Source organism: Nostoc sp. (genome assembly GCF_036918015.1).
Lineage (GTDB): Bacteria > Cyanobacteriota > Cyanobacteriia > Cyanobacteriales > Nostocaceae > Nostoc.
The window spans coordinates 225,499-244,042 of the sequence record NZ_JBALEO010000098.1; the positions used below are offsets into that span (position 1 = coordinate 225,499).

Below are 18,544 nucleotides of genomic sequence, written 5' to 3' on the forward strand. Positions count from 1 at the left end.
CTATACTGCTAATAGAAGTTCCCTGACTTTACTGTTACTTAGACTTCTTCTCTGAGCTTCTGACCATAGCCCAAAGAAACGTATTTTGTTTGTATCACATTGCAATGACATAAGGAAAAACATCATGAAACGTCGATATTTAGCTAGTACATTGAGCGTCATCGCTCTGATCGCTAGCACTACATGGACTAGTGCTCATGCTGTTACATTTACCCCACCCGCCAACAGTGGCTCTCCTAGACAAGCAACTGGAGGAGCTTCTCGCGGTAGTATGTTTACACCTACTGCCGGCAAAGGTGCGCCCAGACAAGCAACTGGTGGAGCTTCTCGCGGTAGTATGTTTACACCTACTGCCGGGAAAGGTACGCCCAGACAAGCAACAGGAGGAGCTTCTCGCGGCAACCTCTTTACACCTACTGTCGGTAAAGGTACGCCCAGACAGGCAACAGGAGGAGCTTCTCGCGGCAACCTCTTTACACCTGCTGTCGGTAAAGGTACGCCCAGACAGGCAACAGGAGGAGCTTCTCGCGGCAACCTCTTTACACCTGCCCCTGGCAAAGGCGCTCCCCAACAAGCAAGTGCGGGTGCTTCTCGCGTTGGTACTTACTACTTGAATCCATCGATTACAAATACAACGCAACCAGCAGCGCTAATCGCCCTCTTGCCCCAAAACTTCTATGGCACAACAGTGTCTGAACGTCCCACAATCTTGGTGTATATCCCGGCTTCCAATGCCGAAGAAGCAGTGTTCAGCCTCAAGGATGAAGCTGGCAATATGCAACATCAGATGAACATTTCAGTTGCAGGAAAAACTGGGGTAATCGCGATCGAATTACCAGCTAATGCACCCGCTTTAGCCGTTGGTAAAAACTATCAATGGTTCCTAGCACTCAAAGTAGATGGTCAACTCAGTCCGAGTACGCCTTACGTCGATGGTTGGATTCAGCGTATCCAGCCCAGCGCGGAGTTGGCAACAGCAATTCAAGAGCAAGATGCTTTGAAGCGGGCTACTATTTTGGGTAAAAACGGTGTTTGGTATGACTGTGTGGCAACACTTGCATCGGTATATACCACTCAACCTAACAATGCAACTCTCCGAAAACAATGGGAAGAACTTCTATCCTCAGTGAGTTTGAAGGAGATTGTAACAGCGAACTTATTAGCATCTACTAACTAATGCCAATTTGGGGATTGGGCATTGGGTTAAGAGTAATTATTCTCTTTATTCTCTTTGTTCCCCTCTTTTTACTTCCACCCAGTCCCCAATTATCCCTTATACCCAGAGGGGGCACCACCTTCCCCAATCCCAACCCCCATTGTATGGCACAAATATGTGGCGCAGACTCCAGGCTTTTATCCAACATACTCGCAGCGTTTTAATTATTACTCCCAGCGTTGCCTTGACGGTTATGGTTGGGCAATCGTTGGGACTTTTCAATTTACCGGAATGGAAAATTCGCGACGAATGGGTTCGTCAGCGATCTTCAGAGGCGATGCCTATGGCGGGCTACGCCTACGCAGATGAGATTGTGATTGTTACAATCGATGAGCGCGATATCCAATCAGTGCGTAAATGGCCAGTTCCAGACTGGGCACTGGCACGATTACTAGAAAAAATCCGGGCGCAGCAGCCGAGAGCCATTGGCTTGGATCTCTATCGAGATTTACCGGAAGGAAGCGGACACGAGCAACTTGTTCAAGTCTTTCGCAACACTCCCAATTTAATCGGAGTTGAGAAAATTACTGGCGAACGCGTCAATCCTCCACCGGAATTGAAAAAACAGGATCGGGTAGGATTAGCAGATTTAGTCTTGGATGGCGATCGCTTTGTACGTCGTGCCCTCTTGACAGCTGAAGATGCCAAAGAGAAAAACACTATTAAAGCTGGACTGGCAACCCTTGTAGCCTTAAAGTATCTCGAAGCTGAAAAAATTAGCTTAGAAAGCATTGACCCCCAAAAACAAAAGTTTCAGTTGGGCAAAGAAATTTACCTGCCACTGCAAAATCAAGAAGCAGGTTATACCGATGCCGATTTAGGAGGCTATCAAATTCTGCTCAATTGGCATGGTTCAGAAGCCGCATTTCGGACAGTTGCGATGCGCGATGTGTTAGCAGGGAAAATTCCAGCAGATTTGATGCGCGATCGCATGGTATTTATTGGGTCAATCGCCTCCAGTACCAATGATTTCTTCAGTACACCCTTTTCTTCCTGGATCTCTGCTCAAAAACCGACTCCAGGTGTGGTTGTTCATGCCAATATTGCTCTTCAACTAGTACGAGGAGCAAAAACAGGAAATGGTAGTCTAAACGGTGTTTCTGGGATTTCTTTATCACTCTGGATTGTTTTGTGGTCTGTCATTGGTTCTACGGGCAGTTGGTTATTATCCAGTAACAGGCTGCGGATTCCCGGCGGCAAAATTCTTTGGGCAACTGTAGGCATCAGTGGAGCCTGTATATGGGGTGGCTATGGGATGTTTTTGTATGGTGTTTTAATTCCGGTAACACCCACCTTAGCCGCATTTATCGGTAGTGTGATTGCAACAACTAATGCCTATAAACAGCGGAAGTTAGAAGAAACAAATCGCCAACTAGAAATTGCCAACATTCAACTATTGGATTATTCCAAAACCCTAGAGACGAAAGTCGAAGAACGCACTCATGAATTAGTAGAGGCAAAGCAAGCTGCCGATGCTGCTAATCAGGCCAAAAGTGAGTTTCTCGCCAACATGAGCCACGAACTACGTACACCTCTCAATGGCATCCTTGGTTTTGCCCAGGTACTAGAAGGATCGCCAAACATGACAGCTAAAAACCTAGAAGGAGTCAGCATTATCTACCAATGCGGCTCACATCTTTTGATGCTGATCAATGACATTCTCGATCTCTCGAAGATAGAAGCAAGGAAATTGGATTTGGTTGTCACTAGTGTGCATCTGCCCAGTTTCTTACATGGTGTAACTGAGATTTGTGGTATCCGGGCTGAACAGAAAGGGATTAGATTTAATATCTTAATTAGCGATCGCCTACCACTTGCCGTTGAAGTTGATGAAAAGCGGCTGCGGCAAGTGTTAATTAACTTGCTGGGCAACGCAATCAAATTTACAGATAGCGGTAGTGTAACGTTCAAAGTGGAAATCATTAGTCAAGAGTCTAAGCAAATAATGCCACTTGTTACAAGCCGGGAAACCCATCCAACGCAGGGGATCACAAATGACAATGGACAAATGACACATCTAAAGATTCGTTTTCAAATTGAAGATACGGGTATTGGGATGTCACCAGACCAACTTGAGAAAATCTTTTTGCCGTTTGAGCAAGTGGGTGAAGCAGGACAACGATCTGAAGGTACTGGCTTGGGATTGGCGATTAGCCAAAGAATTGCGGTATTGATGGGGAGCCAAATTCAGGTGCAGAGCCACCTGGGTGAAGGAAGTCTGTTTTGGCTGGATTTGACAGTATCTGTACCACTCGATGTCTACGACGGGCTACGCCTACATGACTGGCATGGAGGAGCGATGTCTAAGACAGATTACACCCCAACTCCTCAGAAAATTACCGGGATTCAGGGTAGTGCGCCTCAAATTCTGATTGTCGATGACGATCGCAACCATTGTTCTATGTTAACCAGTCTGCTGCAAGAAATTGGCTGTCGAACCCTGGAAGCGACTGATGGCAAACATGGGCTACAGATGGCAATTGAACACAATCCAGATGTAATTCTACTCGATTTAGCCATGCCGAATATGGATGGTTTTGAGCTAATGGTTCACCTGCAAACGAATCCGCAAACCTCTTCTATTCCGATTATTGTCTCTAGTGCCAGCGTTTTTGAGGAAAATCGTCAGCGGAGTTTAGAGGCAGGAGCAACAGCATTTCTACCCAAACCTCTTCAGATTGACGAACTACTCAATAGACTGCGATCGCTCTTAGGAGTGGAATGGATGTATGCCGAGTCTTCGCCTCCCAAAGGTGAGCAGATCGCTGGTAGTGAATGGATTCTACCATCCCAAGATGTTTTGCAACAACTCTATCATTTGGCAATGATGGGAGATATCTCGGCGATTGAGGGAATGTTAAGAGAACTAATTGAGGAAAACACTCAACTAGCTCCCTTCGCGGCAGAGTTAAGCAAACTCACTGCCAATTTCCAAACCGGAAAAATCCGTAAGTTACTCAAATCATTTGTCACAACGGAGTTACATCCATGATCGCTGTTCCTATCTCGAAACCCATACATATTTTGTTAGTGGATGACAATCCAAACAATCTTAAGGTGCTATCTGAAGCGATTCAGAGGTGTGGCTGGAAACCCCTCATGGCAACAGATGGAGAGTCAGCGATCGAACAAACAGAATATGCTCATCCCGATCTGATTCTCTTGGATGTGATGATGGCAGGTATTGATGGATTTGAAACTTGTCGCAGACTGAAAACCAATCCTATCACTCACAATATTCCAGTAATTTTCATGACTGCCCTATCCGATTCTACAGACAAGGTGGCCGGATTGGAAATAGGTGCAGTTGACTACATTACCAAACCCTTCCAACACGAAGAAGTGATTGCCCGTTTAAAGTTACACCTGAAAATTTCCCATCTCACCCGCACATTAGAAGAACGCGTGCAAGAACGCACCGCAGAATTAACTCAATCTCTACAACAGTTACAGCAAACCCAACTACAAATGATCCAGAGTGAGAAAATGTCCACATTAGGGCAGTTGGTTGCAGGTATTGGTCATGAGATTAATAATCCGGTTGGTTTCGTTGGCGGAAATTTATCTTATATTGAGGAACATGTAAATAATCTACTTCGCCTAGTGAGCCTGCAACAGCAGAAGCTAACGCAGCCAGACTCGGAAATTCAAGAGCTTGTTGAAGAAATTGACTTGGAGTATCTGACGGAGGATTTGCCAAAACTAATGGCATCAATGCACCAGGGAATTACCCGTCTTAAAGATATCAGTCTCTCTTTGAGAACTTTTACTCGCGCAGATATTTCATCTCAGGTGGAGTTTCAGATTCACGAAGGAATCGATAGCACCTTAATGCTGTTGAAACATCGACTCAAAGGTAATGGCGATCGCACTAAAATCCAGGTTGTCACACAATACGGTGAGTTACCTCCAATCAGTTGCTATCCCGGACAACTGAACCAAGTGTTCATGAATATCATCGCCAATGCCATTGATGCATTTGATGAACTCGATCAAAACAATTGCGATCGAGATATTGCTGCTTACCCGAACATCATCACTATTACCACATCGGTTAATCCCCAACAACAAACCGTCACAATTTGCATCCAAGATAACGGCCCCGGTATGCTTACTGAGGTGCAATCTCGAATTTTTGAGCAATCTTTCACAACCAAGGCTGTGGGTAAGGGAACCGGACTGGGATTAGCGATCAGCCACCAAATTATTGTTGACAAACACAACGGACAAGTCAAATGCTTGTCAATACCTGGTGAGGGGACAAAATTTATGATTACTCTGCCAATGTAACTGAATATACATAATTTTCATCAGAAATTCCGCAACTCAACATAACCTAATACAGTTCATATAAGCCCAAAACACTTGTAGAGACGGCATTTATCGCGTCTAAAAAAACCAAAATTTTTGCCAGTAGCCCTTAACTGAACCGTATTACCAAATAATCGTGGGAGGTGTGGGAGGTGTGGGAGGATGGGGAAGAAGTCTTACCCCCCACACTCCCCACACTCCCCACACTCCCCACACTCCTCTTCCCCTCTGCCTACACTATGCGTGAGAAATCCGGGATTTGGATACGGGCGGGTGAGACACCCACGCTAATTATGCAATTTCAATTTGGAATAACTTATTTCAGCGCGCAGAACCATCAAACGCAGTTTTGTAAGCATCAGCAGTTTCTATCCCAAAACCTCCAGCTTCGATATGGCGAACTAGCGATTGAATGATGGGTGTAGCAATACTAATACCAAATAAAGCATTGAAGCCTGCAACAACGACTGGTGCTGACAAAATAACTGTAAATTCTGGAAATAAAGCTAACACAGCCACCAAGACCAAAAAAACAATTGGTGTCGCAATACCTGCTGCCTTTGCTGCTTCAAAAATTAGATTTTTATACTCTTCAACAGTAATGTCACCTCGATAAAGATCCAAAGAGTAGGAAATCGCCGTGACTACAACCTGAGTGAGAATAGCTGTTCCCGTTGCAGTAATCCCAAGTTTCGCGATCGTTCCAGAATTGCTGACAATAGAATCTACTGCATTATAAACCCGAATATAAAACTGTTCGCCAACGGTCATGACTTTGGCTCCTCGACGGAGATTATCAACACCTACTTCCCAAAGGATATTATCAGCAGCATTCGATCCACCTTGGGAACGTGGATTGATGTGGCTACCATGCTTATCTCTAAGAAATTGACGAATTGTATATTCTTTACCTCCAAGCTTTGATGTGCCAGGAATTTTCTCAAAAAGCTTCATGACATCCGCATCAGAGCGAGGTAAGTCTCCCACCCGAACACCAGCACGATATCTCAGCCTATTGGCAATCTTGGGCATCTCTTGGGCTAATTCGGCAGCTGTCTTTGGTAAATTTTGCAAAGCATCAGCCATAACCATGCTAGATGCGGCAACTCCAACAGCAGTTTGTTGAAATGTTTTACTAACATTTTGAACGGTTTGAAAACCTGACTGTGCTGCTATGGTTGATAAACTTTGTAAATCATTAACTGCATGGACACTTGAAGTAGTCATCTCGCTAGTAGCGTTCTGGATTCCATCAACTACTTCATTCATCCCGTTTACTACATTGTTGGCTGTTTCTTGAGCTTTATCTCTAACTGTATCTGCCAACTTCTGTGCTTGGTTGATAAAATCCATGTTTTAGTAACCTTTCATTTTTGCTGTGGAGTGTTTGCTTCAGTTTGTCTTTTTCAAACTAAGAAGCACCTCAGCATTAATGACGAATTTACTTACAAAAGTTTTAAAGATATAGTAATCATTTTATATTGTTTCTATATGTTACCTTCAAAAACTTTACTGTCCGACTATGTACAGCAGATGACGCTATGCAGTCTAAGCCAGAAAGTTACAAATATACTAACAGTAATGGTCATACCAATTACTAAAAAATAGTCTCATGGTTTGAGGTTTAGCGATTTAATAAAAGATGCCCCATTTGTTTTTAGTTCTTCAGATGATGGAGTTATAATTACAGCCTCAACAGCATAATTCTTCTTCATACAAAGCAGACTTCTCTGATATAATAATTTATTATTTATATTTAATCCTTTTTTCTTAATTTCTTCTTGCAAGGCAGTACTGGGTTTGCCCATTAAAGTAAAGTCTTGACAGTTATATCCACTTTGATTAACGGAAGACTGAGATACTTGTTTACCCTGAATAAAATTTGTTTGATTAGCAGTTTTAATTAGAAGCTGTAAAACTTTTGGAATTCTCTGCGGGGCTGTTTCTTTGGGAAGAGTTGAATGGGTCACTGAATATATAGATTCACTCTTAATAGTTGTCCAATTCCGGCTATTAATACCTTTTATTGGAGTACTATTTTCTTCTAAAATAGTCCCTGGCATTACAATACTAAAATTTCCTTCTTTGGATGTTAAAACTTTTTCTTGGGATGATGCAGGTGTACAAGCCGATAAAACAAATATCCCGAAACAATTAATTATCCAAAAAGGTTTAAGAATTTTGATAAGTAAATCCATAAGTGTTACTGGTTAATAATTTTTATTTAGAATGTCAAGTTATTCTCTCAACTCATGCACACACTGTTGTCATTTTTAGCGTTTGGCTGACGAATTACAGCCAATATCTTCAACACAGGGTCTTGTTTTAAGTTTTCCCATAAAAGTGGTTTTTCTAACACAAAAGCTGCCAAATCAAATCTTGACTCAATATTTCCCAACAACACGGCACTCATCATTTCAATAACCCACATCAGCAAGGCTTTCGGTAATTTTGGGAAAATTGATTGTCGCTGCGATGGACTACGCCCCACCTTGTTGCGATGTCTAAGACGGGCTGCGCCTATGCGTCCTTCCTTTATCCCCAGCTTTCATTAAGACTAACTAAGGAATTTCTCACTTACGCCGCTAAAAAAGGTGACTCGGAAAATACGATTAAATTGAGCTTCCAAACTCGGAACTTGAGCTTCAGAATTTGACATTACAAGTTCTCTACTCAAACTCCGAGTTTCTAAGCTTTAACTTTCAACCTCTTAAGCAAAATTGCCGATAGATTTTTTGCACTATTGATGCTTACGGCTGCACTTTTACAGATTTACAGATGAAATTGCGCCTTCATCAATTTTTAGTTTCTACCTTTGAAAGAGTTTAGCCATTCTTGAACTTGCTCTCGTGCAATATCGCGCCCCCCAAGACCAAAAGCTAAGGCAATAGCAACAGCGATCGCACCTAGTAAAAGTCCAAAGGCTAAATTTACAATATCACTGGCAACTCCAATCTGTTGCAGTGCCATTGCAGAGACTAAGGCAATAATTGCAATTCGCGCCACTTGTCCCAAAATCTGGGCTTGGCGTTCCCCGGAACTGGTAATGATATTAAAAGCCAGATTTGCCAAGAATAAGCCAATGGCAAAAATCACCAATCCTGCCAAAATCCGCCCAAATATAATCACAATCCCAGATACTAATACTGTCAGGGCTGGAATATTCAAGATATTTACCGCCGCCACCGTGGCAAACAGGATGATACCCACTAAGGCAACAATGCCGACAATTTCCGATGGGGTGCGGGTTGGAGTCGGCGGGATTGTTGATTCTGTGGAAATGACGATTCGTCTGCTGGGTGTAGTCAGACCCAAAATAGTGAAAATGTTATTAAAGCCTAAATTGGTGAGGATACTTGTAATCAAATCTGCGACAAACCGCCCCACTAAATAGGCAACAATCAAAATTGCTATGGCTGTAAAGATGGCTGGGAGGGCGTTGAGAACCTGTTGCAGCATAGCGATCGCAGGTACAGATATTGCATCAATTCGCAAGGCATTAAGCGCTGCGATCGCCACAGGAATCAAAATCAAAACATAGACAATTGTGCCGATAATATTCGATAGAGGTTGCACCCCCGCAGCTGAAGATAATCCCAAGCGACTACCTAAATGGTCAAGACCAGTTGTCGCCAGCAAGTTCGTCACAATTCGCCGTACTACATTAGCGATGAACCAGCCAACTACAGCAATTAAGATCGCCGCTAAAATGTTCGGCAGAATTAGCAGAACTTGTGTAATTAGAGCTTGTACTGGTTGTAAAGCCTGCCTGAGTCCGAGAGTATCTAAAACTGGGGCGAGAAACAGTAAAAATATAAACCAATACAGAGCATTGCCAATCGTCTCACTCAGAGATAGCTGATTGAGGCTGGGTGCGCTGTCTTCTGGTTCTGGATTCAAACGCTCATCGAGATTAAATGCCTGTAATGAGCGCACAGTGATAATCTTCACAATGGTCGCTAAAAACCAGGCAGTTGTCAAAAGGATTCCTGCACCAACCAACTTTGGCAAAAAGCCAATAAGTTGATCGAGAAAACTATTCAGGGGTCGAGAGGCTACCTCTAAATCTAATGCCTGTAAAACAGCTACCGCCGTCAACAAGATAATGCTCCAAAAGACTAAGCCGGAGATTAATTTCTCCACTTGGGGAACATCTTGACGACCCGTTACGCCAGCGGCAATGCGATTATCTATGTTTGTGCGCTTGAGAATTCCTTGTGTCAGTGCCGCTACGCCGAAGGCAATTAGCAAACCTACAAACAAAATTGCCACCGCCCCTAGTAAACGAGGCGTAAACAGAATCAACTGTTGAACAATACCTTGGACATTAGCGATTCCTTGATTCACTGCCGGTTGTATCGGTTGCAGACTGGGCGATTGTGCCAAAAATTGCTCCACCCTCGTAGACAACCCAACTCCTATCACCTGGGTTATTCCTTGCCAAGTTGTGTTCATGGTTTTCGGGAATTATGCTTAAGTATTCGCCGCAAACACTGAGTCAGTGTTTTGCCTATCAATTTACCAGTAAACACATACATATATATCAATTCATTGGGCATTGGGCATTGGGCATTGGGCATGGGGCATTGGGCATTGGGTATGGGGGAGAATAACTCCAAACTCCAAACTCCAAACTCCTAACTCCAAACTCCTAACTCCAAACTCCAAACTCCTACTCCCCACTCCTCAAAATTTTGCGTTACTCTAATTGCAGCAACAGCACCAAAGATGTGGAATGTCCCAAGTTTTGGAACAATCGATTCAAATTAATGCTACAGCTACGGTGGTGGAGCGCTGTCTTAGCGATTTAACTCTCATGCACCGTTGGCTCAACCCCGTCCTCCGTTGTGAACCTGTGGGCGAAGCTTGGAGTACTGATGTCGGCAGTAAAAGTCGTTTTATTATTCAAATTCCTCTAATAAAACCCACCTTGAATAGCGTAGTTGTAGAACGACAACCGGGTTTGGTAGTCTGGGAATTTCAGGGATTTTTTCAAGGGCGCGATCGCTGGGAATGTCAACCCACAGAAAAGGGAACGCTGCTACTCAACCGCTTTGAGTACGATATCCCTAACCCCTTAGTGAGTTGGGGCTTCAACACCTTTGCTGCATCTTGGACAAAACAAGATATGCAAGCCCAGCTGAGCCGCCTCAAACGAGTTGCAGAAAATTCGTAATTCGTAATGACGCGACGCTCGCAAACTCGCTAACGCTTCGCTATCGCGGACTCGCTACCGCTACGCTAACGTAATTCGTAATTGGGCATTGTTTTGTTTATTTCTCCCCATGCTTCCCCTGCCTCCCCTGCCTCCCCTGCTCCCTCATCCCTCACTCCCTACCCACCTTTACCCAATTCGGTAAGTAGCCGCCGAATCACAGAGGCATCTTCGGCATCGGGAATTTTTGTTAAATAATTTTGTAAGTCGTCTATGGCTTGGGGGTAGTAACCGAGTTGATAGTAAATCAAGCCGCGATCGCGCAATTCTAAAGTTAAACCAGGAAACAGCAACAAAATTCGTTCAACCGCGGCCAGCGTTTTTTCTAATTCTTGCTGTTTAAGGTAAATAAATTTTAAATTTGTCAGCATCCGTAACAAAAATTGCCGATTACTAACTACGGCTAAAAATTCTGGTTGTAGCGTCACAGGTTGCTGATAAAGTTGAGATAGGCGTTCCTCGCAATCTTGGGCAAATATTATTTCACCGCCATTGAAAGCATCCACAAAAATTTCTATATCGGGAATATCTGGGCGAATCAAGAAATGTCCTGGCATCCCCACACCCACCATCGGAAAATCAATCCGTCGCGCAACCTCCAGGTAAACCAGCGCTAAGGTAATGGGAATCCCCAATCGGCGATCGATTACATCATTGAAAAAGCTGTTGCGCGGGTCGTAATAGTCAATTTTATTACCAGAAAATTTTAAATCTTCGTAGAGATACTGATTAATACTTTGAACTATTCGCAAAGGATATCGTGAATCAGGCAGGCGTTCTTGAAGCTCCCACGCCATTGTCTCAAGGGCATTGAGATATTCTTCTGGGTCTAGATTGGGATATTCTTCTTGTGCAATATACAAAGCTGCCTTTGCTAAGTCAATATGCTCGTCAGACTGCTGAATCTCCTGGTAAAAATATTGTCGTGCTGACGAGAAATTCATAAGCTGTTGTTCGGTGAAAGTGTGTAGTTAGCTGTGACTTAAACCAAATTATTACCCCCCTTAATCCCCCCTTATAAAGGTGGGAAACAAGAAAATCCAGTTCCCTCCCCCTTATAAAGGTGGGAAAAAAGAAAATCCGGTTCCCTCCCCTTATAAAGGGGAGGGTTAGGGTGGGGTAAAGAAATATTTGATACATCAATCATGACTTTTAAAACATCCTCTAAAAGAGCAAATAACAACAGCAATCCTCAGCTAAGGAACTTCCAAATAAAAAAAGACTCTAACTACTGATTTTAGGTTAGCCTGATCTTGATCCCCAAACCCTAGTCTTAAGGATCAATTTATGGCGTAGAGTAGGGGCGTTCAGTGCTAATCTGAAAGGTGACATTGTTTAATTTTATGTCTTCTACGACCTTATCTGAAATCTAGCTTCACTCATTAGGCGCAGCATGGTAACAACCGCAGAAAAAACAAACATTGGTTACATTACCCAAATCATTGGCCCAGTTGTAGACGTTAAATTTCCCGGCGGGAAATTGCCACAAATCTACAACGCCTTGAAAATCAAAGGCACCAACGAAGCTGGACAGGAAATCAACATCACCATTGAAGTACAGCAACTTCTGGGCGACAACCAGGTGCGGACTGTGGCGATGAGTTCTACCGAAGGCTTAGTCCGCGGTTTTGAAGTCACCGATACAGGCGCTCCCATCAGCGTACCAGTTGGTAAAGCCACTTTGGGCCGGATTTTCAACGTCCTTGGCGAACCTGTGGACAACAGAGGCCCAGTAAATGCTGAGGCCACTCTACCCATCCACCGCTCTGCTCCCAAATTCACCGACCTGGAAACCAAACCTTCGGTGTTTGAGACTGGGATTAAAGTTGTTGACCTTCTGACTCCCTATCGACGCGGCGGTAAGATTGGTCTGTTCGGCGGTGCTGGTGTTGGTAAAACCGTGATCATGATGGAGTTGATCAACAACATCGCTACTCAGCACGGTGGAGTATCCGTTTTTGCTGGCGTGGGTGAACGCACCCGTGAAGGTAATGACCTCTACAACGAAATGATTGAATCTGGGGTAATCAATAACGAGAACCTCAACGAATCAAAAATTGCTCTAGTTTACGGTCAAATGAACGAGCCACCCGGAGCCAGAATGCGGGTTGGTCTTTCGGGATTGACAGTAGCAGAATACTTCCGCGATGTGAACAAGCAAGATGTGCTGTTGTTTATTGACAACATCTTCCGGTTTGTCCAAGCAGGTTCGGAAGTATCGGCGCTACTAGGTCGGATGCCCTCAGCGGTGGGATATCAGCCCACATTGGGAACCGACGTAGGTGAACTGCAAGAGCGGATTACCTCGACTACCGAGGGTTCCATTACCTCCATTCAAGCAGTGTACGTACCAGCGGATGACCTCACCGACCCCGCACCTGCTACCACCTTCGCCCACTTGGACGGTACAACAGTGCTATCTCGTGGTTTGGCAGCTAAGGGAATTTATCCCGCAGTTGACCCCCTGGGTTCGACTTCCACCATGCTTCAGCCCAATATTGTCGGTGAGGAACACTACAATACTGCGCGGGCGGTGCAATCAACTCTGCAACGTTATAAAGAACTCCAAGACATTATCGCCATTCTCGGTCTAGATGAATTGTCTGAAGAAGACCGTCTCATCGTCGCGCGGGCCCGGAAAGTTGAGCGTTTCTTGTCTCAGCCGTTCTTTGTGGCAGAAGTATTCACCGGTTCACCTGGTAAGTACGTGAAGTTGGAAGACACCATCAAAGGATTCCAAAAGATTCTGTCTGGTGAATTGGATGCTTTGCCAGAACAGGCTTTCTACTTGGTTGGCGATATTAACGAAGCGATCGCCAAAGCTGAAAAAATCAAAGGTTAGTCATTAGTCATTAGTCATTGGTCATTGGTCATTAGTCATTAGTTCAATGGCTAATGGCTAATGCCAAAAGACAAGTGGTAAAAGACAAAAGACAAAGGACAAAAGACAAATGACATTAACCGTTCGTGTAATTTCCCCAGATAAAACAGTCTGGGATGCTCCAGCTGAAGAAGTGGTTTTGCCTAGCACGACTGGTCAACTAGGTATCTTAACTGGACACGCCCCACTTTTGACCGCTCTCGATACTGGTGTCATGCGAGTTCGTGGCGCTAAAAATCAGAATTGGGAAGCGATCGCTCTTTTAGGTGGCTTTGCCGAAGTCGAAGAAAATGAAGTGACAATTCTGGTTAACGGTGCGGAACGTGGCGACAAAATTAACCTTGATGAAGCCCGTACTGCTTACAACCAAGCAGAAGCGCGGCTGACTCAAGTTTCCGCAGACGATCGCCAAGCCCAAATTCAAGCGAACCAAGCCTTCAAACGGGCCCGCGCTCGGTTTCAAGCTGCTGGCGGTTCGGTCTAAATTCAATTTCTATTTCAAATTTGTAGGTTGGGCAATGTCCAACCTACAAAATAAAATATTTATTAAGAATAACTCAGGAGTCAGGAGTCAGAATGGGCTAAACGCCCCGCTACCGCTAACAGTATGAATTCTGTACGAATGCCAAAACTCCATCCCTTTATGGATAGAGGAGTCTGAATCCTGAATTCTGAATTCTGAATTCTGACTCCTTATTTATTAATTTTAAAAAAAATTACACCAAGTTTAAGAAATTGAGCCAAGCTTTGGTGGAGTGTTAAATTAACTAATTAGTTGCCCTTTTGGGCACAAATTATGAAAAGCCTTTCATCTTTGCTTGGTACTCGTAAACAAAATAAGGTAGCTCGTTTTGCAGCATCGGTCGTAGCAACGTTAGCACTCTCTGGTAGTATTCATTCTGCCAATGCTACTTCTGTCAAAATAACTACTGCACAAGAAATCACTCCGGCATCAGTCCAGCTAAATCAGACTAAACCTAATATTGCCCAATTACAAGTGAGCAGGACTCAATATCAAGCTGCTGGAATCGATCCTGTTGTACTGGTTCCCATCGTACTTATCGGCGGTTTAGTCATATTCGTCCCCCTGTTCTTTGGCGGACTGGTGGTAATTGGCGAACGTGAAGTCGGCATTGTCGTGAGGAAATTTACCCTTTCCGGGCGTGGACTCCCCGCCGGCAGCTTGATTGCCCTTAACGGCGAAGCTGGCTTGCAGGCAGATACTTTAGCCCCTGGTTGGCACTGGGGCTATTGGCCTTGGCAATATTCTGTAAAAAAAGAATCGGTAATTGTCGTTCCCCAAGGGGAAATCGCTTTGATTGTGGCAGCAGATGGAGCATCCAACCCACCAGAGCGGATTTTGGGTAAAATTGTAGATTGTGACAACTTCCAAGATGCTCGGAAATTCCTCACCCAAGGTGGCGAAAAAGGGCGGCAAATGGGTTTTCTTACGGCTGGTACGTACCGGATCAACACCGCCCTATTTAAAGTCATCATGGCATCAAATGCCAGCGCTCATGGCATGACTCCAGAACAGTTGCGAGTGTATAGTCTGGCATCTGACAAAGTTGGCATTGTTACTACTTTAGATGGCGTACCAATTTCCGCAGGTGAACTCGCAGGCCCCATCATTGAAGAACACAACAACTTCCAAAATGGTCAGAAATTTATAAATGGCGGTGGGCGGCGAGGTTTACAAGAGCAAACTTTACTTTCTGGTTCTTGGAACTTGAATCCTTGGTTTGTCCAGGTTGAGCAAGTACCGATGACGGAAATTCCCATTGGATATGTGGGTGTGGTAATTTCTTTCGTGGGTAAAGCACATCAAGATGTCAGCGGTGCAGCTTTCACCCACGGTAACTTAGTCAATCAGGGACATAAGGGTGTGTGGGTCGAACCGCTATATCCTGGTAAGCACCCGATTAACTCCCGAATTATGAAGATCGAACTAGTGCCAACGACCAACATCGTTTTAAACTGGTCAGGTCGGACTGAACGCCATAGCTATGATGCTAAACTGGCTTCTTTAACAGTGCGATCGCGTGATGGTTTTGCCTTTGATTTGGAAGTAGCGCAAATTATCCATGTCGGTGCTTTAGATGCGCCGAAGGTAATTTCTCGCGTTGGGGCAATGCAAAATCTGGTAGACCATGTATTAGAACCGACTATCGGTAATTATTTCCGCAACTCAGCCCAAAACTGTACTGTACTAGACTTTCTCACCGCTCGGAGTGAGCGACAAACTGAGGCTGCTGAGTATATTAAAACAGCATTGCGGGCTTATGACGTGCAAGCGATCGACACCCTGATTGGTGATATTCAGCCACCAGCATCGTTAATGCAGACACAGACAGACCGGAAAATTGCCGAAGAAGAACGCAAGACTTATGAAGTTCAGCAGATGGCGCAAACCCAACGGCAGCAGCTTGTCCGGGAAACAGCGCTAGCTAATATTCAGCAAGAAATGGTGAAATCGGAGCAGAGTGTGCATATAGCTGACCTCAAAGCCCAAGCTCAAATTAAGCAGGCGAACGGTGAAGCTGAAGGTACAAAACTCCGAGCAATTGCTGAGGCTGAAGGTATCCGAGCTACAGGTAACGCCAAAGCTGAAACCTACCGCGCTGGTGTGGAAGCTCTGGGGCCACAAGGTTATACAGCAATGCAACTAATGCAGATTATAGGCGATCGCAATGTCCGCTTGATTCCAGATGTCTTAGTTGGCAGTAATGGCAGCAATAACGGCTTAGTGGACGGGCTACTATCCATGATTTTATGGAATCAAACTGGTAAGGGTGAATTGACACCAACACCTTTGCATCCACAACCAGTAGTTACTAAAGCACAACCAACCCCAGAAAACGGTTATCCAGCTATAGTTGTGAATTTTCCCGAAGATAAGTAACATCAAGAACATTTGGTAGGCGCGCACAGCCATGATTGGTGTTTAAGCTAAAACTCTTGGCTGCATGAGTTTTGCCCTCACCCAAATTGGCTACGGTGTACACACAAGTTGAATTACCCCCCTTAATCCCCCCTTAGAAAAGAAAGGGGGGAAAAAGAAATCTAGTTCCCTCCCCTTTATAAGGGGAGGGTTAGGGTGGGGTAAACCGGAAAGCCTACCCTGTAAATATGGCGGAGAAATTTTGCTTTTACAAGAACGTTATCGTTTACTCAAACAGATTGGTAAAGGGGGATTTTGCAAAACCTTGCTCGCTGTCGATGAAGGTCAGTTTCCGCCAATTCCTTGCGTTGTTCAAGAATCATCGCCGGAATCCGAAACATTTAAAAATTTTCAGCAAAAGGCAAAACAGCTAGAGGAATTAGGAAAGCATCCCCAAATTCCTGCTTTATTGGCTTATTTTCAGCAGAATGGGCATTTTTATTTAGTGCAGGAGTTTATTGCAGGCACTAATTTAGCTCAGGTGGTTGAAGAAGAAGGCGCTTTTAATGAAACTCAGATTTGGAAAATGTTAGAAGATGTGTTGCCAGTTTTACAGTTGATGAGCGATCGCCACATCATCCACCGCGATATCAAACCCCAAAATATCATCCGTAGATCCCCAATTACCAAGAAGGGGGATTTCGTAATAGTCGATTTTTCCACTGCGAAAATCGTCACAGAAATTGATTGGTTAACATCTGAAACCAGTATCGCTAGCCCAGAATACTCTGCACCAGAACAAACAAGAGGAAAAGCGGTTTTTGCAAGTGACTTATATAGCTTGGGTGTTACTTGTATTTACTTACTAACTCAGATTCCTCCCTTTGATTTATTTGATATTGCAAATGATTGCTGGGTTTGGCAACAATATCTTACTACTAAGGTTAGCGATGTCTGGCGACAAGACTCAAAAAGTCTACGCTTGACGCAAATTCTCGACAAGCTGCTGCAAAAGGCTGTTAACCGCCGCTTTCAATCAGCTAATGAAGTTATGCAAGCAATGGGTATGGAATGTAAAACTCAAAATTTTAAATTACCAAATCCTCCTTGGCGATGCTTGCATATCTTAACTGGGCATTCGGGGACATTGAGTAGTGTAAATGCCCTTGCCATTAGTCCAGACGGTCACACTTTAGTCAGTGGTAGTGATGACAAAAACATAAAGTTGTGGGATTTAAATACCCAAAGAGTTTTAGCTAGCTTATCAGGACATTCCCAAGCTGTAAAATCAGTTACCTTCAGTCCTGATGGTCAAATTCTGGCAACTGCTAGCGATGATAAAACTATCAAATTGTGGCAGGTTGAGACATTAAAAGAAATCTGCACCCTCTTGGGACACTCACACGCTGTAAAATCAGTTGCTTTCAGTCCAGATGGGCGGATTCTCGCTAGTGGTAGCTGGGATAAGACAGTTAAACTTTGGGATGTCAATACTGGCAGAGAAATTTGCACCATAACTGGACACCAATTACAGGTAAATTCAGTAGCATTTAGTCCCCAAGGACAGGTTTTAGCTAGTGCTAGTTATGACAGAACAATTCGCTTGTGGCAGATAGAAGGTTCCCAGAGAGAAATTCAAAACCGCCCATGCTATAGCTTGTTAGGCACCCTTTCGGGTCATGCATGGGCGGTTTTGACAGTCGCTTTTAGTCCCGATGGTCAAATTTTGGCAACGGGTAGTGATGATAACACTATTAAGTTGTGGGAGGTAAACACGGGTCAGCTAATTTGCACACTTGTAGGCCATTCTTGGTCTGTGGTGGCTGTGGCTTTTACTGCCGATGGCGAAACGCTCCTAAGTGCAAGTTGCGACAAAACAGTTAAACTTTGGAGGGTAAGCACAGCAGAAGAGATTGTTACTCTCTCTGGTCATGTAGACTCAGTATCTGCTGTTGCTGTGAGCAAAGTTACACAATTAATTGCAAGCGGCAGCCGGGACAAGACTATCAAACTGTGGCAGCTTGTAGAATCTAGCTAATT

13 protein-coding genes are annotated in these 18,544 nt (G+C 44.2%); 8 read left to right on the top strand and 5 right to left on the bottom strand.

The features are described 5' to 3' along the window. Positions 1-124 precede the first annotated feature (124 nt). The 3 genes from V7K61_RS31655 (at position 125) to V7K61_RS31665 (ending at position 5,506) form a co-directional block, all read left to right on the top strand. Positions 125-1,177 (top strand): DUF928 domain-containing protein, encoded by a 1,053-nt coding sequence (locus V7K61_RS31655; RefSeq protein ID WP_335059779.1) that lies wholly within the window; start codon positions 125-127, stop codon positions 1,175-1,177. A gap of 154 nt (positions 1,178-1,331) precedes the next feature. After that, a complete protein-coding gene (locus V7K61_RS31660) occupies positions 1,332-4,208 on the top strand; it encodes a CHASE2 domain-containing protein (protein WP_335059782.1) in 2,877 nt (958 codons plus the stop codon). Beyond that, complete coding sequence (locus tag V7K61_RS31665) at positions 4,205-5,506, top strand: hybrid sensor histidine kinase/response regulator (RefSeq protein WP_335059784.1); 1,302 nt, start codon at positions 4,205-4,207, stop codon at positions 5,504-5,506. Before V7K61_RS31660 ends, V7K61_RS31665 begins: the two co-directional genes overlap by 4 nt. 342 nt (positions 5,507-5,848) lie before the next feature. Here the strand turns inward: V7K61_RS31665 and V7K61_RS31670 are convergent, their stop codons facing one another. The 4 genes from V7K61_RS31670 to V7K61_RS31685 form a co-directional block, all read right to left on the bottom strand. Next, positions 5,849-6,880, bottom strand: coding sequence for an HNH endonuclease (locus tag V7K61_RS31670; protein WP_335059786.1), 1,032 nt, complete (start codon positions 6,878-6,880; stop codon positions 5,849-5,851). A gap of 257 nt (positions 6,881-7,137) precedes the next feature. Beyond that, entirely contained in the window at positions 7,138-7,725 is a 588-nt protein-coding gene (locus V7K61_RS31675) for a hypothetical protein (RefSeq protein ID WP_335059788.1), read from the bottom strand. A 47-nt stretch (positions 7,726-7,772) separates the two neighbouring features. Further along, positions 7,773-8,018, bottom strand: coding sequence for a hypothetical protein (locus tag V7K61_RS31680; RefSeq protein WP_335059790.1), 246 nt, complete (start codon positions 8,016-8,018; stop codon positions 7,773-7,775). A gap of 311 nt (positions 8,019-8,329) precedes the next feature. Next, a complete protein-coding gene (locus V7K61_RS31685; protein ID WP_335059792.1) occupies positions 8,330-9,982 on the bottom strand; it encodes a mechanosensitive ion channel in 1,653 nt (550 codons plus the stop codon). A gap of 280 nt (positions 9,983-10,262) precedes the next feature. On the opposite strand from V7K61_RS31685, the gene V7K61_RS31690 reads away from it, so the two are divergent. Continuing rightward, a complete protein-coding gene (locus tag V7K61_RS31690; protein ID WP_335059794.1) occupies positions 10,263-10,703 on the top strand; it encodes an SRPBCC family protein in 441 nt (146 codons plus the stop codon). Between the two features lie 158 nt (positions 10,704-10,861). Here V7K61_RS31690 and V7K61_RS31695 read toward each other — a convergent pair whose 3' ends face one another. Next, entirely contained in the window at positions 10,862-11,686 is an 825-nt protein-coding gene (locus tag V7K61_RS31695) for a SirB1 family protein (RefSeq protein ID WP_335059796.1), read from the bottom strand. Between the two features lie 449 nt (positions 11,687-12,135). On the opposite strand from V7K61_RS31695, the gene atpD reads away from it, so the two are divergent. From atpD to V7K61_RS31715, 4 genes are all read left to right on the top strand, one after another. After that, positions 12,136-13,584 (top strand): F0F1 ATP synthase subunit beta, encoded by a 1,449-nt coding sequence (gene atpD / locus V7K61_RS31700; protein ID WP_335059798.1) that lies wholly within the window; start codon positions 12,136-12,138, stop codon positions 13,582-13,584. Between the two features lie 109 nt (positions 13,585-13,693). Beyond that, positions 13,694-14,107 (top strand): ATP synthase F1 subunit epsilon, encoded by a 414-nt coding sequence (atpC, locus tag V7K61_RS31705; RefSeq protein ID WP_179068253.1) that lies wholly within the window; start codon positions 13,694-13,696, stop codon positions 14,105-14,107. A 312-nt stretch (positions 14,108-14,419) separates the two neighbouring features. Further along, complete coding sequence (locus tag V7K61_RS31710) at positions 14,420-16,525, top strand: SPFH domain-containing protein (protein WP_335059800.1); 2,106 nt, start codon at positions 14,420-14,422, stop codon at positions 16,523-16,525. Between the two features lie 241 nt (positions 16,526-16,766). Then, positions 16,767-18,542 carry a serine/threonine-protein kinase gene (locus tag V7K61_RS31715; protein WP_335059802.1) on the top strand — a complete coding sequence of 592 codons (1,776 nt, stop codon included), beginning with the start codon at positions 16,767-16,769 and terminating at the stop codon, positions 18,540-18,542. The last annotated feature ends 2 nt before the right edge of the window (positions 18,543-18,544 follow it).